The organism is Stappia sp. WLB 29 (genome assembly GCF_023507705.1).
GTDB lineage: Bacteria > Pseudomonadota > Alphaproteobacteria > Rhizobiales > Stappiaceae > Stappia.
The window spans coordinates 133,250-157,618 of sequence record NZ_JALBGD010000004.1; the positions used below are offsets into that span (position 1 = coordinate 133,250).

Sequence of the window (24,369 nt, forward strand, 5' to 3'; positions counted from 1 at the left end):
CGCCCGGCAGCCCTGCTTATTCGGGCAGGCCGAGGAAGCGGAAGGGCTCGGCCTCGACGAAGGACGCGGTCGCGTCGCCGGAATGGGTGTGCTCCTGGTCCGGCCCCAGGTCGAGCTTGCGCACCGGCGCGCCTTGCGAAAAGTCGAGCTGCTTCAGGTCCACCCAGAACGTGTTGGGGGTGAGGGCGGATTCGAAGAAGTAGAGCAGCCGCTGGTGGTCGACGACCGTGCGCCAGCGGGTGGAGGAGATGTTCGGCTGGTCCGGCGTGGTGATGCCGAAGGGCACGGACACGTTGCGGATGACGCTGAAGACGCTGGCGATCGCCCGATTGGGGTCCTCGGGCCGCGGGATCGCTCCCACATAGAAGCTCGCCCGCGCGAAGCGGTCGGCGGCGCGGTTGGTGCCGGGCAGGAACACGGTGCCGCCGATGCCGCGCCAGTATTCGGCGAGCGCCAGCTGCTCGTCGAAGGTCGGCGAGTTGGTCATCACCGTGTAGCGGCGGTTGTGATGGATGACCTGGCGGCCGCCGATATATTCGACGATGGCGCTGTCGCCGCTGGCATCGGACATGGACAGGTGCAGCGTCGTAAGCCGGTCCTCGCCGGGCACGTTGTCGGTGACGATGGTGAAGGGCTCGGCCTCCAGCGCCGCGACCGCTTCCGCGACGCTGGCGAAATTGTCGAGCACATACTGGCCCCAGGCGGCGATGGTCAGGCCCGGACGGTCGCCGCCATGCTGGGGATACTCGGACTCGGCCAGCCACAGGAGATTGACGGCAAGGCCCTCCTCGTTGACCCCGTCCGTGGTCGACACGTCGTAGCCCGAGGCGATGACGCTGCCGTATTTCGAGGTCCATTTCAGCGAGTTCGGGCCGGCCTCGCCGCTGCGCTCCATGCCGCGCGGCATCACCCACAGATTGGTGGCGATCTCGCTCTTCCAGTCCATCGACCGGGCGGTGATCACCGTGTCGCCGGCGCCGTGATAGACGAGGCGGGTGCAGGCCTCGGCAAGGGCGGCACCGCCGGTGGCGAGCAGCGCGGCGAGCGCGATACGCGCGCTCATGCGCGTGCCGAGGCGGCGGGCGCGGGCGGAAAACGGCGTGCGGGGCATCGGGGATCCTCTCGGCGAGCCTTGTTAGGGGAGGCGAACATGCCGCCCCGAAGCGGACGGCCGCCGCCATGGTAGATGGCGGCGGAGAAGTCCGGCAAGCCGGTAAAAACTGCGGTGCGGGAACGGCGTGTCCCTTACGGGGCGACGCAGGTCGCGGTCAGCCCGCCGTCCACCACCAGCTCCTGCGCGGTGATGTAGCGCGCTTCGTCCGAGGCGAGGAACAGCGCCGCGTTGGCGGTGTCCCAGGCATCGCCCATGCGGCCCATCGGGCACTGCGCATCGCGCCGGGCGATCATCGCTTCCTCCCCGCCATAGGCGGCGGCGAGCGGCTTGCGGATCATCGGCGTGTTCATCAACCCCGGCGAGACGCAATTGGCGCGGATGCCGAGCGGCGCATATTGCAGGGCGATGTTGCGGGTGAGCCCGACGATCGCGGCCTTGGAGGCCGAGTAGGCGGCATAGGGAAAGCCGATATAGCGGGAGGCGGCGATCGAGGCGACGTTGACGATGGCGCCGCTTCGCTGACGCTCCATCACCGGCAGCACATGCTTGCAGGTGAGGAAGACGCTGGTCTGGTTGATGGCGATCACCCGGTTCCAGCTCTCCTCGGAGGCCTCCACCGGCCCGCCGGTTTCCGAGATGCCGACATTGTTGTGCAGGATGTCGATGCGGCCGAAATGGGACAGGCAGGCCTCGACCATCGCCGCGACCTCGGCGGAGTTCGCAACGTCGGCCCGCGCCGTCTCGCAGGTGCCGCCCTCGGAGCGGATGATGTCGCGGGTCTCGGCCGCCGCACTCTCGTCGCGGTCGACGGCGAGGATGCGCGCGCCGCTGCGCGCGAAGAGAACCGCCGCCGCCTTGCCGTTGCCCCAGCCCTCTCCCGAGGATCCGGCGCCGACGACGAGGGCAACCTTGCCGGCCAACCGGCCCGCCGAAGTATCTGTCATGTGGAAACCGTCCGTTCTGCTGCCCTGACGTGAAAAGACCGGGGCGGGCTGGGCCCGTCCCGGATCGCAAGGAAGGGCCGGAGCGGATCGCGCCCGCTCCGGCCTGCCGCGTGCGGTTACTCGGCCGCGTCGCGCATGGACAGGGCGTAGCGCTGCAGCGCGTCGTCCTCGACCGGCTCGATCGGCGTGAAATCGCGATGGGCGATGTATTCCGGCCGGGTCGGCTTGCGGATCGCGTTGGAGACGGTGGACAGCGTCAGATAGACGATCTTGCGCGGATAGGGGGTGATGTTGCCCGACGAGCCGTGCACCAGGTTGCCGTGATGGATCAGCAACCCGCCCGCCTTGCCGGTCGGGGCGACGATGCCGCCCTTGGCGGCGAGCTCGGTCACGGTGTCGTTGTCGAGCGTCCACAGCCCGTAGCTGGTGGTCGTCGTGTCGTATTCGGACTTGAGCTGGCCGTGGGTGTGCGAGCCGGCGATGAGCATGAGCGGACCGTTGATCGGCAGCACGTCGTCGAGGAACACCGAGATGTTCATCGCCCGCGGCTCGGGCATGCCGTCGTCCTTGTGCCAGGTCGGGAAGTCCTGGTGCCACTGCCAGACGTCGCCGGTGAAGGCGGCCTTCGCGTTCACCTTGAACTGGTGCATGTACAGCTCTTCGCCGAAGATCTGGCGCACCGGCTCGATGAGGCGGGGATGGCGGCCGAGCAGGCGGAACGCCTCGTTGTAGGTGTGGCAGGCGAAGGCCGTGCGCGGCGTGCCGTCCTTTTCGCGCCAGATCTCCTTGCGGTCCTCGTCGAAGATGCCGGCCGCAGCCTCGCGCAGCACCTCGACCTCTTCCGGCGAGAAGGCCTCGGGCAGGAAAAGATAGCCCTGGCGGTTGAATTCGTCCTGTTGTTCCTGGGTCAGCTTCATGTGGCGTTCCTCCTCTCGGCCACGACCTTCAGGCCGTGTTCTTCAAAACCTGCCTGGCAGTGAGGCGGGCCTCCGTCTCCTTGCCGGCGTTTTCCGCGTGGGCCCTGGCGGCGTCTTCCGCGGCTCTGTCGCCGGCCGCGATGAGCCGGGCGATCTCGGTGTGGTGGTCCCAGGCGGATTCCCGGAAGCCGCCGATGTCGAGCACCAGCCGCATCGACCGCATCATGTGCGAGAACTGCGGCTCGAGCGTTTCGGCGATCCGGCGGTTGCCGGACATGACGATGACCTGGTTGTGGAAGTCGACGTCGAGCGCGATCCGCTCCGTGACGGGGGTGTCGTCGCCGAAGCTTTCGGCCTGGCGCAGGATCCCGGCGAGTTTCTCAAGCTCGGCCTCCGGCATGCTCCCCTCGGCGACCCGCGCGGCGGCAAGGCCGGCGGCCAGCCCGTCCAGTGCGGCGCGGACCTGATAGATCTCGCGAAGATGCGCCGGGTCGATCTCGGTGACCTTGAGCCCCTTGCGCCCCGTCTCCTCCACCAGCCCGTCGCGCTTGAGCAGCTGCAACGCATGGCTGACCGGCTGGCGCGACACGCCCAGACGTTCGGCAAGCTCCGCCTGGCGAATGCGCTCGCCCGGCGCCAACTCGGCCAGCGCGATGGCCTGGCGCAGCCGCTCGTAGACGCGGTCCACCAGGATCGGGCTCTGGTCGATGAGTTCCATGGGCATGCCTTGCGTCCTTCCCCTCACGGTCCTTGCGGACATCGCAATGAAGCGCAGCCGGCGCGAAAGCACCCGGGTCTATCCCGGGGCTGGTTGTGCGGCCTGTCCGGCGCGATGCCGGTACAGGCTGGAGGAACGGCTGCGTCACCGCAATGCGCCGCAGGTATGACATGGGAGGCCTGTTCGGCACACCCGGTGACGCGCGTTCCGGGACGGACCTGTCCCTGATCTGGCCGATGACGGCCAGCTTCTCCGTAACCTCCGGGCGATGGGGCCAACGGAGCCCTGAGTGCCGGTCTCCCGGCGAAACTTCCGGCCGGTTCTTTCCGGCGCTTGGTTGCGAGGCTGTGCCGCAAGCCGTCTTGCAAGGCCGTCGCCAGAGCGAGGCAGTCGACGGCCGGGGCTCGGCCTACGAGGAATTCGGAATTCCAAACTCCGACGAGGTCCACCCTGCCTGACGAAACCGGTCCTGTCAACATTTCGGAATTCCGAATTCCAAGAAACCATCCGAGCCGCATCCTCAAGCGGCCCCCGGCCGCAGCAGTCCCTTTGGCATCCTCCCGGACGCAGGCGAAGCCGGAGATCCGGGATCGGCGAGCCGGGGGCCTGTCGGATGCTCTTCCGAGACCTCTTGAGCGCCGTGGCTCGCCGGTCCCGGCTCGGCGCGGGGGCGCCGTCCGGGAAGACGCGGGGAGAGGGGAAGGGCGGGGTATGCCGCAATGCGCCGCGTGCGGGGATGGTAATTTGCCGGCTCACTTGCCGGCATGCCGCAGAGGGAGGGTTTGGCGCGAGGCGCCAAGGAGTTGCCCGTGCGGATCGCCGCCAAGGTCCCGGCGCGCAGGACGCGGGAGGAATTTCCCCAGTCTCCTGCGCGTTGCCTAGCGACGGCTCGGCCGGGACCGGGCACGAGCCGCGACCCGCCCTGGCCGCGGCGGGGCGGCGCCTCTCCGACTTAAAGGAAACTTCGCCGTCTCAAGGTCTTGACGCGACTGAGATTGTCATCCAGCCTTCATCCAGGACGCCTAACAGACATCCGGTCCAGAACGGATGCACATCGCGCCCCAGTGGAGGAACGAAAGATGACCATGCACCTGACGAAGCTCGCCGGAGCTGCGAGCGTTGCCGCCTTGCTTGCCGGCCTCATTGCCGCAACGCCCGCGCAGGCCGAATTCAAGCTCGACAGCCGCTACACCGATGCCGACGGCGACCTGATCGCCGACATCCCGACCGATCCGGCGCAGCAGATCGATCCCTCGACGCTGATCTTCGCCTATACCCCGGTCGAGGATCCGGCGGTCTATGCCGAGGCCTGGGCCGACTTCCTGGCCCACATGGAAACCGTCACCGGCAAGAAGGTGCAGTTCTTCCCGGTCCAGTCGAACGCCGCCCAGATCGAGGCGATGCGCGCCGGCCGCCTGCATATCGCCGGCTTCAACACCGGCTCCAACCCGCTCGCCGTCGCCTGCGCCGGCTTCCGCCCCTTCACGATGATGGCCAAGGCCGACGGCAGCTTCGGCTACGAGATGGAAATCATCTCCTATCCGGGCTCGGGCATCGAGAAGCCGGAAGACATCAAGGGCAAGACGCTGGCCTTCACGTCCGAGACGTCGAATTCCGGCTTCAAGGCGCCGTCCGCGCTGCTGAAGGCCGAATACGGCCTGGTCGCGGGCACCGACTACGAGCCGGCCTTCTCCGGCAAGCACGACAACTCGATCCTCGGCGTCGCCAACAAGGATTATCCGGCAGCCGCCATCGCCAACTCCGTCATGCACCGCATGATCGAGCGCGAAGTGATCAAGCCCGAGCAGGTCGTCAGCATCTACAAGTCGCAGACCTTCCCGACCACCGGCTACGGCGTTGCCTACAACCTGAAGCCGGAGCTGCAGGAGAAGATCAAGGAAGGCTTCGCCACCTTCAAGTGGGAAGGCTCGTCGCTGGAGGAGGAGTTCTCCAAGTCGGGCGAGGCGCAGTTCATCCCGATCACCTTCAAGGACAACTGGTCCGTCATCCGCCAGATCGACGAGGCGAACGACGTTTCCTACAACTGCCAGTAAGACCGTGACCGGCCGGACGGGGCGAGGGGGAGTATCTCCGCCGCCCCGTCCGTGTCCGTTGCGCGCTGCCCTGACCCGAAAGACCCGGCCGCCCCGGCCCTCTCTCCCGCGGACCCTTGCATGCTGACAGTCGAAGCGCTCACCAAGACCTACAAGACCGGCGACAAGGCCCTCAGGTCCGTCAGTTTCACCGTGCCGAAGGGGCAGGTCGTCGGCCTGATCGGTCCGTCCGGTGCCGGCAAGTCGACCCTGATCCGCTGCATCAACCGCCTGGTCGAGCCGACCGAGGGCCGGGTGCTGCTGAACGATCTCGACATCACCGGCCTGCCGGCGCGCGAACTGCGCCGTGCCCGCCGCCGCATCGGCATGATCTTCCAGGAATACGCCCTGGTGGAGCGGCTGACGGTGATGGAGAACGTGCTGTCCGGGCGCCTCGGCTATGTCGGTTTCTGGCGCTCCTTCCTGCGCCAGTTTCCCGGCGCGGACGTGGAGAACGCATTTCGCCTGCTCGACCGGGTCGGCCTGATCGACCATGCGGACAAGCGCGCCGACGCCCTGTCGGGCGGCCAGCGGCAGCGCGTCGGCATCGCCCGCGCCCTTGCCCAGGATCCGGAGCTGCTGCTGATCGACGAGCCGACCGCCTCGCTCGATCCCAAGACCTCGCGCCAGATCATGCGCCTGATCCTGGAGATCTGCGCCGAGCGCGGCCTGCCGGCGATCATCAACATCCACGACGTGGTCCTGGCCCAGCAGTTCACCCAGCGCATCATCGGCCTGCGGGCCGGCGAGGTCGTCTTCGACGGCACGCCGGACCTGCTCGACGAAAGCGTGCTGACCCGCATCTACGGCGAGGAGGACTGGACCGCCATGCGCCGCGCGGCGGAAGAGGACGACCACGCCGAGCGCGACGCGGCCGAACGCATGGCCGGGATGGTCTGAGCCATGAGCGCGACCGCAAAGGCCTATCCCCGTCGCTGGCGCCGCCCGGCGACGATGATCCCCGATCCGCGCTGGCGCTACGGGATCTATACCGCCCTTTTCGTCTATCTGGTGCTGGCCGTCGGCTCGGTCGAGGTCAACTGGATGCGCGTGTGGGAGGGGCTCGACCGGGGCTGGCGCTTCGTTCAGGGCTTCCTGCAGCCGGATTTCACCAGCCGCTGGAAAGACATCAGCGCCGGCATGATCGAGAGCCTGACCATGACGGTCACGGCGACGGTCGCCGGCGTGCTGATCTCCGTGCCGATCGGCATCGGCGCGGCGCGCAACATCGCCCCGCGCGCGGTCTACTACGTCTGCCGCGGCATCATCGCGGCGAGCCGCGCCTTGCAGGAAATCATCATCGCCATCCTGCTGGTCGCCATGTTCGGCTTCGGCCCGTTCGCCGGCTTCCTGACCCTGTCCTTCGCCACCATCGGCTTTCTGGCCAAGCTGCTGGCCGAGGACATCGAAGACATCGACGAGGCCCAGGCCGAGGCGGTGCGCGCCACCGGCGCGTCCTGGTGGCAGCTGGTCAACTACGCGGTGCAGCCGCAGGTGATGCCGCGCCTGATCGGCCTGACGCTCTACCGCTTCGACATCAACTTCCGCGAAAGCGCGGTGATCGGCATCGTCGGCGCCGGCGGCATCGGCGCGACGCTGAACACCGCCATCGACCGCTACGAATACGACAGTGCCGGGGCGATCCTGCTGATCATCATCGGCGTGGTGATGTTCGCGGAATACTCCTCCAGCTATATCCGCAAGTGGGTGCAGTGACATGCCGGTGATGCAAACCGAAAACGGCCCGACCTGGCGCCGCCGCACCCCGCGCGCCTCCCTCGCCCTGTGGGCCGGCTGGCTCGTCTTCGTCGCCCTCACCGTCTGGTGCTGGCAGGTGATGACGAAGGACACGATCTGGTACTTCGTCACCGATGCGCCGCAGCAGGCGGCGGACATCGGCTCGCGCATGTTCCCGCCGCGGCTGAGCTATATCGAAAAGCTGCTCTGGCCCTTGTGGGACACGATCAACATGGCGACGCTCGGCACCATGCTCGGCGTCGTCATCGCCATGCCCATCGCCTTCCTGGCCGCGCGCAATACGACACCGAGCCTGCTGATCGCCCGTCCCGCGGCGCTGTTCATCATCGTCGCCTCGCGCTCGATCAACTCGCTGATCTGGGCGCTGCTGCTGGTCTCGATCCTCGGCCCCGGCCTGCTCGCGGGCATCATCGCCATCGCGCTGCGCTCCATCGGCTTCGTCGGCAAGCTGCTCTACGAGGCCATCGAGGAAACCGAGCTGACGCAGATCGAGGCGGTGCAGGCGACCGGCGCCAGCGGCGCGCAGCTGCTCAACTACGGCTACTGGCCGCAGATCGCGCCGGCCTTCTGGGGCATCTCGGTGTTCCGCTGGGACATCAACATCCGCGAGAGCGCGGTGCTGGGCCTCGTCGGCGCCGGCGGTCTCGGGCTGCAACTGCAGGCCTCGCTCAGCGTGCTGGCCTGGCCGCAGGTGACGACGATCCTGTTGGTCATCCTGGCGACCGTGGTGTTCAGCGAATGGGTCTCGGCCAAGGTCCGCCACGCCATCATCTGAGGGCGAGGCGGGCGGCGAACGGACGGGCAAGGACGGATGGGGCAAGGACGGGGGCTTTCCGTCAGCTCCCCTGCGGGGCTATGGATGGGGACGACGCGGAAAGCACTCCGCCCCGCTCCATCGTATCCCGGAGGATCGACCATGGCCGACACGCCCGTTCACATACCCGTCCTGCGGCTCGCCGATCTCGACTGCGTCGCCCAGACGCATGGCGAGACCTTCGAGGCGCGCTTCGCCTCGATTGCCGCGCCGCTGGGGGCGCGCCGGCTCGGAGCCCGCTATGTGGAAGTGCCGGCCGGCAAGAAGGCCTGGCCGTTCCACTGCCACCACGCCAACGACGAGATGTTCGTGATCCTGTCGGGCTTCGGCACGCTGCGCTACGGCGACAAGCGCCATTCCGTCGCCGGCGGCGATATCGTCGTGTGTCCGTCGGGCGGACCGGAAACCGCACATCAGCTGATCGCCGGGCCGGACGAGCCGCTGCGCTATCTCGCCGTCAGCACGATGAACGAGCCGGACGTGATGGAATATCCCGACAGCGGCAAGGTCACGGTCTTCGCAGGTGCTGCCCCCGGCGGCGACAAGGCCGCGCGGCGGGTGGCGCTCACCCTGCGCACCGACAGCGCCGTCGACTACTGGGACGGGGAAGACTGAGAGAAACCGGAGGCGGGGCGGGGCGGCTTGGGTCGTGAACTCATAATTCTGACGAGAAACGGTATGCCCTAACCCGATCGGATACAAGGAGCAAGGCCGCGGGAAACCATTAGGTTTTCAAGGGCTTGCGACGCTGTTGCCGGCGGGTTCCGGCATACCCGAACCGGCGCCGTTTCCGGCACAATTATGAGTCCACGACCTAGCCCCGCCGCTCCAGCGCCAGCCGCAGCCCGAAGCCGATCAGCACCGCGCCGGTCAGCCCGTCCAGCGTGCGGGTGACCGCCGGGCGCCCGAGCAGCCCGGCGACGGGGCGGGTCGCCAGCGTCAGCAGCGCGAACCAGGCGATCCCCATCGTCGCGTGGATCGCGGCGAGGCCCACGCTGAAGGCGACGACCGGCACGCCCTCGGCGGTGAACTGCGGCAGGAAGCTGACATAGAAGACGCCGACCTTCGGGTTGAGCAGGTTGGTCAGCAGCCCGCGCCAGAACCAGCCGCGCCCGCCCGTGCCGCTTGCGCCCCTGGCACTGGCCGCCGCCGCGAGCTTTTGCGCCCGTTCCGCCGACAGGGCCGCGCGCAGCATGCCGAAGCCGAGCCACAGCAGGTAGAGCGCGCCGGCGATGCGCAGCAGCGTGTAGGCGGTTTCAGAGACGGCGAGCACCGCGCCGAGGCCGAGCGCGGCCATCAGCCCCCAGGCGAGCACGCCGGTGGAGACCCCGGCGCCGGCCAGCATGGCGCGGCGCGGCCCCTCCACCGCGGCCGTGCGCAGCACCAGCGCGGTGTCGAGGCCGGGCGTCAGGGTGAGCAGCGCGGCGGCAATCGAAAAGGCGAGAACGGCGGAAAGCGGATCCATCGGCGACATCCTGGCGAAAGCGGCGCCCGCACGGCGCGAGGCGGCATCCGCAAAGGGATGGCATGGCTTCGCGGGCCGGCCAAGCGGTTTCCCTTCAGCCCGCAATGAGGGCTTTTCACTGTCTGCGGGCGACGCCGCAGCGACTCAGCAGTTCTGCGTATTGCATGGCCACGGGGCGAGGGCCGATGCTCGGGTCTCCACCGATGCCCGCCTGCGGGCGGGCCTCCCGACACACGAGATCCGCGATGACCGCCACCGGACAGGATGCGCGCAAAGGATCGGCGCATCGTTCCGCCCCCGCTTCGGCCGCCCTCGACCCGGCCGCCCTGTTCACGCCCAAGCTCGTCACCGTCCTGAGGGAAGGCTACGGCCTTGCCGCCCTGCGCGCCGACGCAGTGGCCGGACTGACGGTCGCCATCGTCGCCCTGCCGCTGTCCATGGCGATCGCCATCGCCTCCGGCGTCACGCCGGCGCAAGGGCTCTACACCGCCATCATCGGCGGCTTCCTCGTCTCTGCACTGGGCGGCAGCCGCTTCCAGATCGGCGGGCCCGCGGGGGCCTTCATCGTGCTGGTCGCCGCGACGGTGATGCAGCACGGGGTCGACGGGCTGATTCTCGCGACGTTTCTGTCCGGCCTGATCCTGGTCGGCGTCGGCGCCTTGCGCCTCGGCACCTATATCAAGTTCATCCCCTGGCCGGTGACCGTCGGCTTTACCGCCGGCATCGCCGTGATCATCCTCGCCTCGCAGGTGAAGGACCTGCTGGGCCTGACGCTGGACGGGCCCGAGCCCGGCCCCTTGCTGGAAAAGCTGCCGGTGCTGTGGCGGGCCCTGCCGGGTCTCGACCCGGCCTCGGCGCTGCTCGCGGCCGGCACCATCGCCGTGATCCTCGTGCTCAGGCGCTGGCGGCCGCACTGGCCGGGCCTGCTGATCGCCATCACGCTCGCCTCCCTCGCGACCTGGGCGGCCGGCCTGCCCGTCGCCACCATCGGCTCGCGTTTCGGCGGCATCCCGAGCGGGTTGCCGGTGCCGGCCCTGCCGGATCTGTCGATGGACAAGATCCTCGCGGTGCTGCCGGCGGCCGTCTCCTTCGCGCTGCTGGGGGCCATCGAATCGCTGCTGTCGGCGGTGGTTGCCGACGGCATGAGCGGGCGCCGCCACCGCTCCAATTGCGAGCTGGTCGGCCAGGGCGTCGCCAATATGGGCTCGGCGCTGTTCGGCGGTTTCTGCGTCACCGGCACCATCGCCCGCACCGCGACCAATGTGCGCGCCGGCGCCATCGGCCCGGTCGCCGGCATGCTGCACGCGCTGTTCCTGCTGGCCTTCATGCTGCTGGCCGCACCGCTCGCCTCATACATCCCGCTGGCGAGCCTTGCCGGTCTGCTGGCGGTGGTCGCCTGGAACATGGCCGAGCGCCACGCCATCGCCGTGCTTCTGCGCACTTCGCGCGGCGATGCGCTGGTCTTCGCCGTGACCTTCCTGCTGACGATCTTCCGCGACCTGACCGAGGCCATCGTCACCGGCTTCGCGCTCGGCTCGGTCCTGTTCATCCACCGCATGTCGCAGATCGCCGGCGTGCGCCGCTTGCCGCTGGTCTCGGAGGACCGCGCCGACACCAGCGCCGAGGGCGGATTGCCCTATGACGGCTCGGCCGCCGATCCGCAGATCATCGTCTATCGCATCACGGGTGTGTTCTTCTTCGGCGCAGCCTCGTCCATCGGCTCGGTGCTGGAAAGCATCTCCGACACCCACTGGGCGCTCGTGGTCGATTTCTCGGCCGTGCCCTTCCTCGATTCAACCGGCGCGAACACGGTCGCCGGCCTTGTCGACAAGGCCTCGCGCCGGGGTGTCGTGGTGGTGCTGTGCGGTCTGGAGGAGAGCCTGCGCCGCCCGCTGGAGGCGCAGGGCGTCGCCGTGCCGAAAGTGACCTTCGCCGCCGATGTGGAGGCGGCGCTTGCAATGCTGGGAGCCGGGCCGGACCTTCAGGAGGTGCGGCGGTAGACCCACACGCGTGCGGGCGGCAGGTTCTTGAGGATCCACCCCGTGCGCTGCACGGAGAAAGCCTGCGGATCCGGTGCCACCGGCGGTACCAGAGCGTAGGAAAACTGGATGAACGGGGCACCGGGCTGCAGCAGCTCGAAGGCCTGCATCAGGAGCGCGCGGCGCTCTTCTTTGGGGCGCGAGAACAGCGGCATGGAGGAAACGATACTCGCCAGCGTGCCCGGCTCGACATCGGCCAAGGTCTCGCGCAGCCGATAGGCATCGCCCTGCACGATGGTCATGTCGCCGTAGCGGCGCGCCAGCAGGCGGCAGAAGTCCGCGCTGTATTCCAGCGCGATGACGCGGCTTTGCGGGATGCCCCGTTCCAGGATCGCATGGGTGACGACGCCCGTGCCGGGGCCGAGCTCCAGAACCGGCCCGGGGCGCTCGGCTTCCACGAAGCTCGCCATGCGGCGGGAGAGGTCGGGACCCGAGGGGCTGACCGCGCCGGTCGTCAGCGGCTTTTCCGCCCAGTTGCGCAGGAAGCGGACCTCATCGGCGAGCTTGGCCGAGAGGCCTTTGACCTTGCGGGCGGAAATGTCGAGCATGCTGAAATCCATCCCTTTTGAAACGTAGAGGCTGGCCTGCAACCTGCTTCGACTGCGAAAGTGGTCCGCGCCCGTGGTGAAATCAAGGCAGGACCCGGTTGCCCGGCCGGTTTTAATCGGTGCCGGCCTTGTCCGGGCGCATGAAGACGAAGGCCAGCTTGTTGCCGTCCGGGTCGCGCACATAGCCGCCGAAAAACGCCGGCCCGTATTGCGGGCGCGGTCCCGGCGCACCCTCGTCGCTGCCGCCATGGGCAAGGGCGGCGGCATGAAGCTGGGCGACCATCGCCTCGGACGAGGCGCGCAGGGCCAGCATCACGCCGTTGCCGACCGAGGCGGGCGCGCCGTCGAAAGGCGCGCCAATCACCAGCGCGCCGCGCGCCGGATCGTCGAAGGAGCCCCAGGATGCACCGGTCTCGCCGCTCCAGCAGCGGGGCTCGCCGAGGATCTCCATCACCGCATCGTAGAAGCGGATCGCGCGGGCAAGGTCGTTGGTACCCAGTGTCGCGTAGCAGAACATCGCCGTTTCCTTTCAGGACCCGTGCACTTGTCCGCGAGAGGGCCGTTCACTTGCCGAGCGTATCGAGGAAGTCCTTCACCCGGGAGAAGAAGCCGCTCGATTCGGGATGGGTCTCGCCGGAGGATTCCTGCTCGAACTCGGCCAGCAGCTCGCGCTGGCGGCGGGTCAGGTTGGTCGGCGTTTCCACCGTCACCTGGATATAGGCGTCGCCGAACTGCTGCGAGCGCATGACCGGCATGCCCTTGCCCTTGAGGCGGAACTGCTTGCCGGTCTGGGTGCCCTCCGGCACCTTGACCCGCATGGTCTCGCCGCTGAGCGTCGGCACCTCGAACTGGCCGCCGAGCGCGGCGGTCGTCATCGAGATTGGCACCCGGCAGTAAAGGTCGGCCCCATCGCGCTGGAAGAAGGCGTGCGGACGGATCGATAGGAAGATGTAGAGATCGCCGGACGGGCCGCCGCGCACGCCGGCCTCTCCCTCGCCGCCGAGGCGGATGCGGGTGCCGTCCTCGATGCCGGCGGGAATGTTGACCGACAGGGTGCGGTTCACGGTCTTGCGGCCGGCGCCCTGGCAATCGGGGCAGGGATCGGCGATCACTTGGCCGCGGCCCTGGCAGGCGGTGCAGGTGCGCTCCAGCGTGAAGAAGCCCTGGGAGGCGCGCACCCGGCCCGAGCCGCCGCACATGCGGCAGATGGTCGGCGAACTGCCGGGCTTCGCGCCGGAGCCGGTGCAGGTCTCGCAGGTGATCGAGGTCGGCACCTCGATCTCCACGGTCTTGCCGGCAAAGGCCTCTTCCAGCGAGATCTCGAGATTGTAGCGCAGGTCCGCACCGCGATCGCGCCCGCCGCGCCGTCCCCCGGCCATGCCGAAGAACTCGTCGAAAATGTCGGACATGGCCGAGGCGAAGTCGCCGGGCCCGCCGCCGCGTGCGCCGCCGAAGCCGCCGTTTTCGAAGGCGGCATGGCCGAAGCGGTCATAGGCGGCGCGCTTCTGCTCGTCCTTCAGCGTGTCATAGGCTTCGCTGACTTCCTTGAAGCGGTTCTCCGCCTCCGCGTCTCCCGGATTGCGGTCCGGGTGATACTGCATGGCCAGCTTGCGGTAGGCGCTCTTCAGCACCGTGCCGTCCGCGTCGCGGGCAACGCCGAGGACCTCGTAATAGTCGCGCTTTTCCATCAGGATGTCCCATCACTTCGCCCCGCGCGAAGACGCAGCAGGGCGTTCAGCCGCGTGCGGCTGGCTAGTTCGTATCCGTTGTCGAGGCAAAGGCGGACGACGGCGGGCAGCTCCTCGCGCTTGCCGGCCTCCACCACGATCATCCGCGGCCACAGGCCGGCGGGCGCCGCAGCGAACATGCCGCGCAGGGCCGCCTCGTCATGGCCCTCCAGATCCACCTTCATCGCGTCGATGCGGACGATGCCGCGCCGGGCGCAGATCTCGTGGATCGGCAGGATCTCGAATGTGTCGGCCTCGCCCTCGCCGGCGACGCGCACCTGATGCTCGCCGCGATTGCCCTCATGCGCCAGCATGGCACCGCGCCCGGCATGTTCGCCGACGGCGCAGGCCGCCACCATGACGCTGTCACCGGCATTCGAGGCCGCGATATTGGCCTCCAGCCGCGCGCGCGTGCCGGCATCCGGCTCCACCGCAAGCACCACCACCTCGCGCGCGAGTTCGCGCGCGGCGCTGACCATCCACAGGCTGTAGAGGCCGACATTGGCGCCGAGGTCGAGGAAGACGAAGGGGCTGGAGGGGGAGGCGGCGAAGGCCGCGCGCAGGGCCTCGCGCTCGGCCCGGTCGAACAGCTGCGGTCCGGCGACGGCGCGCTTTTCGCAGCGGTTGCCGGCCGGGTAGAGCCGGGCGCGGACATGGGGGAAGACGTCGACGTCGAACGGGCCGGGCTTGCCGCCGGTTACGATCCGGCGCAGCAGCGACACGCCGATGCGGCCGAGCCGGTTGCCCGGCAACACGCCGGCAAGGCGGCGCGCCGCGATGCCAAGCGGCGGCAGCGCATGGGTGCCGTAAGGCGGTTCGAGCGTCGGCTGCCTCATGCCCGGATGTCACTCTCCAGCGTCTTGGTCGCGCCGGCAGGCGCCGGCGGGGGAAGGTCCGCCCCAGATGGCCGACCGGATCGAAGTCCCTTGAACAAGGGCAAGGGCAGCCGGACGAAAGGCCCGCTGCCCTTACCTGCAGTCCTTGGCGGCCGGGAACAGGGTCCCGGCGGGCCGGCGGCGCGGCGCGCCCCGCAAAGGGAGGCCGTGCCGCCGGTCAGTCAGGTCAGGCGGACTTCTTGTCGTCCTCGTCGCGCACTTCTTCGAAGTCCGCGTCGACCACGTCGTCATCCGCCTTGGAGGCGTCGTCGCCGGACGCGCTCTCGCCGGCTTCCTCGGCCGCCTGGGCCGACTTGTACATCGCCTCGCCGAGCTTCATCGAGGCTTCGGCCAGCGCCTGGGTCTTGGCCTGGATATCCTCCAGGTTCTCGCCCTCCAGCGCCGTCTTGAGGTCGGCAAGAGCCGTCTCGATGGCGCCCTTCTCGTCGGCCGAGACCTTGTCGCCGTAGTCCTTCAGCGACTTCTCGGTCGAGTGGACGAGCGCCTCGCCCTGGTTCTTCGCCTCGACGAGCGACTTGCGCTTCTTGTCCTCGTCGGCATGCGCCTCGGCGTCCTTCACCATCTTCTCGATGTCGGCGTCGCTGAGGCCGCCCGAGGCCTGGATGCGGATCTGCTGCTCCTTGCCGGTGCCCTTGTCGCGCGCCGACACGTTGACGATGCCGTTGGCGTCGATGTCGAAGGTCACCTCGACCTGCGGCACGCCGCGCGGCGCCGGCGGGATGCCGACCAGGTCGAACTGGCCGAGCAGCTTGTTGTCCGCCGCCATCTCGCGCTCGCCCTGGAAGACCCGGATCGTCACCGCGGTCTGGTTGTCCTCGGCGGTGGAGAAGGTCTGGCTCTTCTTGGTCGGGATCGTCGTGTTGCGATCGATCAAGCGGGTGAAGACGCCGCCCAGGGTCTCGATGCCGAGCGACAGCGGGGTCACGTCGAGCAGCAGCACGTCCTTGACGTCGCCCTGCAGCACGCCGGCCTGGATCGCCGCGCCCATGGCCACGACCTCGTCCGGGTTCACGCCCTTGTGCGGCTCCTTGCCGAAGAAGGTGGTCACGACCTCCTGGATCTTCGGCATGCGGGTCATGCCGCCGACGAGGACGACCTCGTCGATCTGGCCCGCGGCGATGCCGGCATCCTTGAGCGCGGCCTTGCACGGCTCGATCGTGCGCTGGACGAGATCCTCCACGAGGCTCTCGAACTTGGCGCGGGTCAGCTTCATCGTCAGGTGCTTCGGCCCGGAGGCGTCGGCGGTGATGAAGGGGAGGTTGATCTCGGTCTGCGAGGAAGAGGACAGCTCGATCTTGGCCTTCTCGGCCGCCTCCTTGAGGCGCTGAAGCGCGAGCTTGTCGTTCTTCAGGTCGATGCCCTGGTCCTTTTTGAACTCTGCGGCGAAGTAGTCGACGAGGCGCATGTCGAAGTCCTCGCCGCCGAGGAACGTGTCGCCATTGGTCGACTTCACCTCGAAGACGCCGTCGCCGATCTCCAGGATCGACACGTCGAACGTGCCGCCGCCCAGGTCATAGACCGCGATGGTCTTGCCGTCGTTCTTGTCGAGACCGTAGGCGAGCGCCGCCGCCGTCGGCTCGTTGATGATGCGCAGCACCTCGAGACCGGCGATCTTGCCGGCGTCCTTGGTGGCCTGGCGCTGGGCGTCGTTGAAATAGGCCGGAACGGTGATCACCGCCTGCTCGACCTTCTCGCCGAGATAGCTCTCGGCGGTTTCCTTCATCTTCTGCAGGATGAAGGCGGACACCTGCGAGGGAGAATACTTCTCGCCGCTCGCCTCGACCCAGGCATCGCCGTTGTCGGCGCGCACGATGGAGTAGGGGACGAGCTTCTTGTCCTTCTCGACGGTCGGGTCCTCGTAGCGGCGGCCGATCAGGCGCTTCACCGCGAACAGGGTGCCGGTCGGGTTCGTGACCGCCTGGCGCTTCGCCGGCTGGCCGACGAGCCGCTCGCCGTCGTCGTTGAAGGCGACCATGGACGGGGTCGTCCGCGCGCCTTCGGAATTCTCGATCACCTTGGGAGTCTTGCCGTCCATGACGGCGATGCACGAATTGGTCGTGCCGAGGTCGATACCGATGACCTTTGCCATATTGCCCTCTCTTTCCAGCAAGCCGGTCGGACCCGTTGCGGCATCGGACCGGCCCCTCTTTTCGGTTCATTGTGACGGGCCGCCGCGGGGCGGGCCCGCATGTCGGAACACGTCGGCAGAACGTGACCGCTATATATGTTGGGCGCTTGCGCATCGCAAGGCTGGCGCGCCGGGCAGATCCATCGTGTTTTTCACCGCCCTTCGGCCCCGCCTGCCGCGCGCCAGGTCTGCAAATGGCGGCGGGCGGCCGATGTTGCAATGCAGCGCGAACATCCGTAAAAGTCCCGCTACGTAGTCCGCCGAAGGGCCGCCTTGCATCCCTTGCGCCCTGCCGCGCCATTTTGCGGATGCCGCCGGGCCCTTCTCGACCAGCAAACCATCTGCATGGCCGCGCCTGCCGCGCTGCCCGGCACCAGACCGGATGGCCTGATGTTTTCTCTGTCCGCCTATGCGCAGGACTGGACCGGCAACGTTCGCAAGGACCTGCTGGCCGGCCTCGTCGTCGCGCTCGCCCTCATTCCCGAGGCGATCGCCTTTTCCATCATCGCCGGCGTCGACCCCAAGGTCGGTCTCTATGCGTCCTTCTCCATCGCCGTGATCACCGCCATCGTCGGCGGCCGCCCCGGCATGATCTCGGCCGCCACGGCCGCGACCGCGGTGCTGATGGTGACGCTGGTCAAGGAGCACGGCCTGCAATACCTGCTCGCCGCCACGGTGCTGGCGGGCCTGCTGCAGATCCTCGCCGGCCTGCTGCGGCTCGGTGCGGTGATGCGCTTCGTCTCGCGCTCGGTGATGACCGGCTTCGTCAACGCGCTCGCCATCCTGATCTTCATGGCGCAGATTCCGGAACTGGTCGGCGTCACCTGGCTGACCTATGCGATGGTCGCCGCGGGCCTTGCCATCATCTACCTGTTCCCGCGCCTGACGACGGCGGTGCCCTCGCCGCTCGTCTGCATCCTGGTGCTGACCGCGCTGACCCTGGCGCTGGGCCTGGACGTGCGCACCGTCGGCGACATGGGTGCCCTGCCCGACACGCTTCCCGTCTTCCTGATCCCCGACATTCCGCTGACCCTCGAGACGCTGCTGATCATCCTGCCCTATTCGGCGGCGGTCGCGGCCGTCGGCCTGCTGGAATCGCTGATGACCGCCTCGATCGTCGACGATCTCACCGACACGCCGAGCGACAAGAACCAGGAGTGCATCGGTCAGGGCATCGCCAACACGGCGACGGGCTTCATCGGCGGCATGGCCGGCTGCGCCATGATCGGCCAGTCGATGATCAACGTGAAGTCAGGCGGCCGCGGGCGCCTGTCGACCTTCGCCGCCGGCGCGATCCTGCTGTTCCTCATCGTCGTGCTCGGCGAATGGGTGGGGCGGATCCCGATGCCGGCGCTGGTGGCGATCATGATCATGGTGTCCATCGGCACGTTCAGCTGGTCGTCGATCCGCAACCTCAAGGACCATCCGCGCTCGTCCTCCATCGTCATGCTGGCGACGGTGGCCGGCGTGGTGCTGACCCACAATCTCGCCATCGGTGTGCTGATCGGCGTGCTGCTGTCCGGCATCTTCTTCGCCTGGAAGATCGCGCAGATCTTCCGCGTCACCTCGAGCCTGTCGGCGGACGGGCGCACCCGTACCTATGTGGTGGAGGGGCAGGTGTTCTTCGCCTCGGCCGAGGCCTTCACCAACGCCTTCGACTTCCGCGAGGTGCTGGAAAAGGTGATCATCGACGTCAGCCGTGCGCATATCTGGGACATCTCGGCGGTGGCCTCGCTCGACATGATCGTGCTGAAGTTCCGCCGCGAGGGTGCCGAGGTCGAGATCGTCGGCATCAACGAGGCGAGCGAGACCATCGTCGACAAGCTCGCCATCCACGACAAGCCGGGCGCGCTCGAACGCCTGATGGGCCACTGAGCCGAGCGGAGGACACCCCATGACCAAACTGATCGCGCTGGTGGACGGCTCCGTCTATTCCCGCAGCGTCTGCGAGCATGCCGCCTGGATCGCCGGACGTGCCGGCGAGGGCGCGCGCGTCGAGCTGCTGCATGTGCTCGGCCGGCGCCAGGCCGAGGGCGGGGCGGCAAACCTCTCGGGCAATATCGCACTCGGCGCCCGCACGGCGCTGCTCAACGAACTGGCCGAGCTCGACGAGCGGGCGGCGAAGCTCGCCAAGGCGCGCGGTCGGGCGATCCTCGACGATGCGGCCAAGGTGCTGGACGAGGCCGGCGTTGCGGATGTCACGACGCGGCTGCGCTCCGGCGATCTCGTCGAGACGCTGGCGGAAATGGAGGCGGATGCCGACCTCGTCATCATAGGCAAGCGCGGCGAGGCGGCGGATTTCGCCAAGCTGCATCTCGGTTCCAACCTGGAGCGGATCGCCCGCAGCGCCCGCAAGCCGGTCTTCGTGGCCGCGCGCGCCTTCCGCCCGATCAAGCGGCTGCTGATCGCCTATGACGGCGGCATCAGCGCACTGAAGGCGGTCGACCACATCGCCCGCAGCTCGATCCTCGCCGGTCTCGACTGCCATTTGCTGATGGTGGGACAGGAGAACGCGGAGGCCCGCCGCAGTCTGGACGGGGCGGCGGCGATGTTGCGCGGCGGCGGCTTTGCCGTCACCGCCGAAATCCGTTCGGGCCAGCCGGAAACGGTGATCTCGGACGCGGTGGAAAAGGACGGCATCGACCTTCTGGTCATGGGAGCCTACGGCCATTCGCGGATCCGCTCGCTGATCATCGGCTCGACGACGACGGAGATGATCCGCTCCTGCAAGATCTCGGTGCTGCTGTTCCGCTAGGTCAGTTGCATTGCCCTGTTCCGACGTCCTTGCGATGCGCTGTCGCGCCCGTGGGGCGGAGCCTTTCGCACGACTGGAAAAGCCGCCGGGCTGCGATATAAGGCATCGAGGGCGGGACAGAGATGTCCCGCTGTCTGACTGGTCCTGACAGGGAGAGGCACGAGGCCATGAGCAGCGAGAGCGAAACGGCAGGGCGGGACGATCTGGACGCGCAGGTCGCGGCGGGCGATCCCTTCGCGCTGTTCGGCGAGTGGCTGGAGCTGGCAACGGCGAAGGAGCCGAACGACCCCAATGCCATGGCGCTGGCCACCACCGGTGCCGACGGCCTGCCGGACGTGCGTATGGTCCTGCTCAAGGGCTTCGACGAGAACGGCTTCGTCTTCTACACCAACACCCAGTCGCAAAAGGGCAACGAGCTGGCCGAAAACATGCAGGCCGCCGGCGTCTTGCACTGGAAGTCGCTGCGCCGACAGGTCCGCTTCCGCGGCCCGGCCGAGTTGGTGAGCGCCGAGGAGGCCGACGCCTATTTCGCCTCGCGGCCGCGCGACAGCCGCATCGGCGCCTGGGCGAGCCAGCAGTCGCGGCCGCTGGAAAGCCGTTTCGCACTGGAAAAGGCGGTGGCGAAGCAGGCCGCGCGCTTTGCCATCGGCGAGGTGCCGCGCCCCGACTACTGGACCGGCTTCCGCATCCGCCCGGTCTATATCGAGTTCTGGATGGACCGGCCCTTCCGCCTGCACGACCGGCATGTCTTCCGCCGTGCGCGGCCCGAGGGCGGCTGGACGACCCAGCGTCTCTACCCGTAAGGCGCGGGCGCGGCAGAAGGTGGAGTACGTCCTCCCGCCGCGTCGCCATCTTTCCGGCAGCCGCAGAACGCTGCCCCCGAACCTGGCCCTCGAACCTGGTCCGGTCGTCAGGCGGCTCTCATTCCCGACAGGAACCGGTCGAGCTCGCCGCGCAGCGTTGCCGCCTGACGCGACAACTCGCTCGACGCCTGGAGGACCTGGCCCGCGGCATGGCTGGATTCGTCGGCCGCGCGTGTCACCGTCGTGATGGCCACGGACACTTCCGCGGTTCCAGCCGAGGCTTCCTGAACGTTGCGGGCAATTTCCTGCGTGGCGGCCGCCTGCTCCTCGACGGCCGCGGCCACGGCAGCCGAAATGCCGCTCAACCGCTGGATCGTCTCGGCAATGCCGTTGATGGCCGTGGCCGATTCGGTGGTCGAGGACTGGATCGCAGAGATCTGGCCGGCGATTTCCGTCGTCGCCTTGGCGGTCTGGTCGGCGAGGTCCTTCACCTCGCTCGCCACGACGGCGAAGCCGCGTCCCGCCTCGCCGGCACGGGCTGCCTCGATGGTGGCATTGAGTGCCAGAAGGTTGGTCTGGGCCGCGATTCCGGAAATCAGTTCGACAATGTCGCCGATCTTCTGCGCGGCATTGGACAGGCCACGCACCTTTTGAGCTGCCGCGTCCGCATCCGTCATGGCAATGGAGGACATCTGGTTCGACTGGTCGACCTGGCCGGCGATCTCGCGGACAGAAGCCGTCAGTTCCTCCGTCGCCGCTGCCACGGTCTGCACGTTGGCCGAAGCCTCCTCCGACGCCGCGGCCACGGCAGTCGACTGGTGGGACGTCTGGTCGGCACTTCCGGACATGAGGCGGGCGGAGGACTCAAGCTGGGCGGCGGCGGTAGAGACCGATTCCACCACCTTGCCGACGGAGAGCTCGAATTCCTGGGCCAGTTCGGCAAGCGCCTGACGTTTCTCGGCTTCCGAGCGCGCCTTCTGGGCCTCTCTCTCGCGTGTCATGGCCGCGTTCTGGATAGCCTGGTCGCGGAAGAAACCGGCGGCTCGCGCGACTTCGCCGATCTCGTCGCGGCGTTCTGCGCCGGCAATCTCCACCTCGGTATTGCCGCGCGCAAGTTCGGTCAGCACGCCCACGATACGGCGAAGCGGAGTCGAGATGCTGTTCCGTGCAATCCACCCGGCAACCGCCGCGCCAGCCAGGATCGCGAGCAGCGCCGTGACGACCACGTTGCGCGCCGCCGACCGTGCCTGTGCCGCGGCACCTTCGCGCTGGGCCGCCATCATCTCTGCGGAATAGGTGCTGTAGGCCTTGACCGTGTCGGTCACCGCCTTCTGACCTGCAAGGGCCACGTCGAGTGCGGCCGCAATGGCGGCGGAATCGTTCACCGACGCTGCAGCCGTGTCGACCATGGCGCCGATGTCGGCAAAATAATGTTCCAGCGCCGAGCGGATCGCGGCCAATTGCTCGCTCTGGCGCGGGTCCGCCACGGCAGCGAGCTTCGGCAGACGGCCGAGCATTTCCTCTGCACGGCGGGCAGCCTCCGCCCGGAAGTCCTCTGCCCGCTCGCTCGACTGCGCCAGCTGGTAGGTCATCCGGCTGATCGCGATGATGTCGACGCGCAGGTCCATCGCTTCGCGAGCGGCCTCCTCGGAGGCGCCGACCGTGTTGAAGGAGCGGGTGAGGTCGTTGAGTTGCAGGAAGGCGACGGTGGCGATACCTGCGGCTGTGAGGCCCAATAGAAGCACCACGGCGAGCATCTTCTGGACGATCGAGGCATGCTTGAGCATGAAACGGATCCTTGCGGCTGGGGGAGGACCGGGCGCGCCGGTGCAAAGATGTCTTTCCAGTAGCCTCCGATCGCTTAACTCCAGCTTAAACCGGGCGCGGTTTTCCGCGGATTCCGCGGGGGGAGACGGGGATGGTGAATCGTCGCACCTGGGGCCCGCCTCAGCTCCGCGTTCCCTCCCCCCTTGTCCGGCGGCCGGACCGTCCCGGATCGGCGGGAGCGGCATGCGTCGATAAATGCAAAATGATGAGGAACCTTTTCCAGGCCCGGCCGTTATTCCGCCAGCATCCCGATGCGGCTGCCGGGACGAGCGGCCGCGCGAAGACTGGAGAGATCCGTGCACCGCATGATCCGCCTCACCGGAACCGCCCTCGTCACCCTGCTTGCCTCCACCCCCATGGCGATCGCGCAGGACAGCGCGCCGGGTGTCGAGATCGGCAAGCTCACCTGCGACGTGCAGGGCACCAGCAGCTTCATCGTCGGCGGCACCAACGCGCTCACCTGCGCCTATGAGCCGGCCGACGGCGGTCCGGCCACCTTCTATCGCGGCGAAAGCCGGGAGTTCGGCCTCAACATCGGTTCCCTGACCGACGCGACCCTCGTCTGGGGCGTCTTCGCTCCGGCCGCCGACACCGATCCGGGCGCGCTGGCCGGCAGCTATGCCGGCGTGACGGCGGGCGCAAGCCTCGGCGCCGGGATCAAGGCCAACGCGCTGCTCGGCGGCCTCGACGAATCGATCGCTCTCAATCCCTTGAGCGTGGAAACGCAGACCGGCGCGAACCTGACGCTCGGCGTCACCTCGCTGGTCCTCGAACCCGCCGGCTGACCGGGCCGGGGGCTGCCGGCCGAACCGGCACCGATCAAGGCGCGGTGGGCAGCAGATGCCTGCCGCGTCTCTTTTCGTTTTCCCGCGCTTGTGCGGCCTGCCCGATTTCTTCCCTGTCGCAAAGCGACTAGGCTCTCCCCATGAGCAAGGACGACCAGACGGTCGGGGTGCGCCTGCGCCTCGTCTTCGAGCCCGATGCGGCCGGAAGGGAGAGATCGACCTGCCGATGACTTGCACCTTTCGTCAGACCGCTTCGTCGCTGCTGCGTCCCGCGGCCCTGCTGCTCGCCGTCATGCTGGTGCTGTCAGCCGGTCGGGGCACGGCCCGGGCGGACGACGTGCTGGTCTTCGCTGCCGCCAGCCTGAAGAACGCCATGGACGAGATCGCGCCGGCCTTCGAGGCGGCGACCGGCGACAAGCTGGTGGTGTCGCCGGCCGGATCTTCGGCCCTGGCGCGCCAGATCCAGGCCGGTGCCCCGGCCGACCTCTTCATCTCCGCGAGCCCAGACTGGATGGACGCGCTCGAGGCCGACGGCCTCGTGCAATCGGCGACCCGCATCGACCTGCTCGCCAACGCCATCGTGCTCATCGCCCACGGCAGGGACGCCGCCCCCGTCGAGATCTCCCCCGCTCTCGATCTCGGCGCCCTGATCGGAGAGGGCAGGCTGGCGATGGCCTTGGTCGACGCGGTGCCCGCGGGCGTTTACGGCAAGGCGGCGCTGAAGAGCCTCGGCCTGTGGGAGAGCGTGTCGCCGAAGGTGGCGCAGGCCGACAATGTGCGCGCCGCGCTCGCCCTCGTCGCCGCCGGCGAGGCGCCCTACGGCATCGTCTATGCGACCGACGCGGCCGCCGAGGACAATGTGACGGTCGTCGGCACCTTTCCCGCCGACAGCCACCCGCCGATCGTCTATCCTGCGGCCGTGATGGCGCAGAGCGACAAGCCCGCCGCGACCGCTGCCCTTGCCTATCTGCGCGGACGCGAAGCGCGGGCAGCCTTCGAGAAGCAGGGCTTCGTCGTTTTGGGCGATTGAATCGATCG

General features: G+C 68.3%; 22 protein-coding genes. 11 read left to right on the plus strand and 11 right to left on the minus strand.

Annotation, left to right across the window (positions count from 1 at the left end):
• Positions 1-16: 16 nt before the first annotated feature.
• The 4 genes from MNI96_RS09400 to MNI96_RS09415 form a co-directional block, all read right to left on the minus strand.
• Positions 17-1,063, minus strand: coding sequence for a linear amide C-N hydrolase (locus tag MNI96_RS09400; protein ID WP_249693016.1), 1,047 nt, complete (start codon positions 1,061-1,063; stop codon positions 17-19).
• A gap of 182 nt (positions 1,064-1,245) precedes the next feature.
• Positions 1,246-2,058, minus strand: a complete 813-nt coding sequence (locus MNI96_RS09405; protein WP_249692461.1) for an SDR family NAD(P)-dependent oxidoreductase — start codon at positions 2,056-2,058, stop codon at positions 1,246-1,248.
• Between the two features lie 116 nt (positions 2,059-2,174).
• Positions 2,175-2,975, minus strand: a complete 801-nt coding sequence (locus MNI96_RS09410) for a phytanoyl-CoA dioxygenase family protein (protein WP_249692463.1) — start codon at positions 2,973-2,975, stop codon at positions 2,175-2,177.
• A gap of 28 nt (positions 2,976-3,003) precedes the next feature.
• Entirely contained in the window at positions 3,004-3,699 is a 696-nt protein-coding gene (locus MNI96_RS09415) for a GntR family transcriptional regulator (protein ID WP_249692465.1), read from the minus strand.
• A gap of 1,079 nt (positions 3,700-4,778) precedes the next feature.
• Between MNI96_RS09415 and phnD the strand changes: the two genes are divergently transcribed.
• The 5 genes from phnD to MNI96_RS09440 all read left to right on the plus strand — a co-directional run bounded on the left by phnD (position 4,779) and on the right by MNI96_RS09440 (position 8,973).
• Complete coding sequence (gene phnD, locus MNI96_RS09420; RefSeq protein WP_502960328.1) at positions 4,779-5,747, plus strand: phosphate/phosphite/phosphonate ABC transporter substrate-binding protein; 969 nt, start codon at positions 4,779-4,781, stop codon at positions 5,745-5,747.
• Between the two features lie 120 nt (positions 5,748-5,867).
• A complete protein-coding gene (gene phnC / locus MNI96_RS09425; protein WP_249692476.1) occupies positions 5,868-6,686 on the plus strand; it encodes a phosphonate ABC transporter ATP-binding protein in 819 nt (272 codons plus the stop codon).
• A gap of 3 nt (positions 6,687-6,689) precedes the next feature.
• On the plus strand, positions 6,690-7,502 hold the full coding sequence (phnE, locus tag MNI96_RS09430; protein WP_249692477.1) for a phosphonate ABC transporter, permease protein PhnE: 813 nt from the start codon (positions 6,690-6,692) through the stop codon (positions 7,500-7,502).
• Position 7,503: 1 nt separating this feature from the next.
• The gene (phnE, locus tag MNI96_RS09435; RefSeq protein WP_249692478.1) at positions 7,504-8,319 is read left to right on the plus strand and encodes a phosphonate ABC transporter, permease protein PhnE; all 816 of its coding nucleotides are present in this window, start codon (positions 7,504-7,506) and stop codon (positions 8,317-8,319) included.
• 141 nt (positions 8,320-8,460) lie between these two features.
• A complete protein-coding gene (locus MNI96_RS09440) occupies positions 8,461-8,973 on the plus strand; it encodes a cupin domain-containing protein (RefSeq protein ID WP_249692479.1) in 513 nt (170 codons plus the stop codon).
• A 199-nt stretch (positions 8,974-9,172) separates the two neighbouring features.
• Here the strand turns inward: MNI96_RS09440 and MNI96_RS09445 are convergent, their stop codons facing one another.
• Positions 9,173-9,823, minus strand: coding sequence for a LysE family translocator (locus MNI96_RS09445; protein ID WP_249692480.1), 651 nt, complete (start codon positions 9,821-9,823; stop codon positions 9,173-9,175).
• A 245-nt stretch (positions 9,824-10,068) separates the two neighbouring features.
• On the opposite strand from MNI96_RS09445, the gene MNI96_RS09450 reads away from it, so the two are divergent.
• A complete protein-coding gene (locus tag MNI96_RS09450; protein WP_249692481.1) occupies positions 10,069-11,823 on the plus strand; it encodes a SulP family inorganic anion transporter in 1,755 nt (584 codons plus the stop codon).
• Here the strand turns inward: MNI96_RS09450 and MNI96_RS09455 are convergent.
• The 5 genes from MNI96_RS09455 to dnaK form a co-directional block, all read right to left on the minus strand.
• A complete protein-coding gene (locus MNI96_RS09455; RefSeq protein WP_249692483.1) occupies positions 11,805-12,410 on the minus strand; it encodes a class I SAM-dependent methyltransferase in 606 nt (201 codons plus the stop codon). The two genes, MNI96_RS09450 and MNI96_RS09455, sit on opposite strands and share 19 nt — an antisense overlap.
• Positions 12,411-12,522: 112 nt before the next feature.
• Positions 12,523-12,927 (minus strand): VOC family protein, encoded by a 405-nt coding sequence (locus MNI96_RS09460; RefSeq protein WP_249692484.1) that lies wholly within the window; start codon positions 12,925-12,927, stop codon positions 12,523-12,525.
• A 46-nt stretch (positions 12,928-12,973) separates the two neighbouring features.
• Positions 12,974-14,098: a molecular chaperone DnaJ gene (gene dnaJ / locus MNI96_RS09465; protein ID WP_249692486.1), complete on the minus strand. Its 1,125-nt coding sequence runs from the start codon at positions 14,096-14,098 to the stop codon at positions 12,974-12,976.
• Positions 14,098-14,973, minus strand: a complete 876-nt coding sequence (locus MNI96_RS09470) for an FkbM family methyltransferase (protein WP_249692488.1) — start codon at positions 14,971-14,973, stop codon at positions 14,098-14,100. The genes dnaJ and MNI96_RS09470 overlap by 1 nt, the downstream gene beginning before the upstream one ends.
• A 226-nt stretch (positions 14,974-15,199) precedes the next feature.
• On the minus strand, positions 15,200-17,122 hold the full coding sequence (dnaK, locus tag MNI96_RS09475; protein WP_249692491.1) for a molecular chaperone DnaK: 1,923 nt from the start codon (positions 17,120-17,122) through the stop codon (positions 15,200-15,202).
• Between the two features lie 429 nt (positions 17,123-17,551).
• On the opposite strand from dnaK, the gene MNI96_RS09480 reads away from it, so the two are divergent.
• From MNI96_RS09480 to pdxH, 3 genes are all read left to right on the plus strand, one after another.
• A complete protein-coding gene (locus MNI96_RS09480; RefSeq protein WP_249692493.1) occupies positions 17,552-19,036 on the plus strand; it encodes a SulP family inorganic anion transporter in 1,485 nt (494 codons plus the stop codon).
• Positions 19,037-19,055: 19 nt separating this feature from the next.
• Positions 19,056-19,916, plus strand: coding sequence for a universal stress protein (locus MNI96_RS09485; protein ID WP_249692495.1), 861 nt, complete (start codon positions 19,056-19,058; stop codon positions 19,914-19,916).
• 167 nt (positions 19,917-20,083) lie between these two features.
• Positions 20,084-20,719, plus strand: a complete 636-nt coding sequence (gene pdxH / locus MNI96_RS09490) for a pyridoxamine 5'-phosphate oxidase (RefSeq protein WP_249692497.1) — start codon at positions 20,084-20,086, stop codon at positions 20,717-20,719.
• A gap of 107 nt (positions 20,720-20,826) precedes the next feature.
• Here pdxH and MNI96_RS09495 read toward each other — a convergent pair whose 3' ends face one another.
• Positions 20,827-22,506 (minus strand): methyl-accepting chemotaxis protein, encoded by a 1,680-nt coding sequence (locus MNI96_RS09495; RefSeq protein WP_249692499.1) that lies wholly within the window; start codon positions 22,504-22,506, stop codon positions 20,827-20,829.
• Positions 22,507-22,851: 345 nt separating this feature from the next.
• Here MNI96_RS09495 and MNI96_RS09500 point away from each other — a divergent pair, with 345 nt between their 5' ends.
• Together MNI96_RS09500 and modA are read left to right on the plus strand one after the other, a co-directional pair.
• Entirely contained in the window at positions 22,852-23,331 is a 480-nt protein-coding gene (locus MNI96_RS09500; RefSeq protein ID WP_249693018.1) for a DUF992 domain-containing protein, read from the plus strand.
• A 226-nt stretch (positions 23,332-23,557) separates the two neighbouring features.
• Entirely contained in the window at positions 23,558-24,361 is an 804-nt protein-coding gene (gene modA / locus MNI96_RS09505; RefSeq protein ID WP_249692501.1) for a molybdate ABC transporter substrate-binding protein, read from the plus strand.
• The last annotated feature ends 8 nt before the right edge of the window (positions 24,362-24,369 follow it).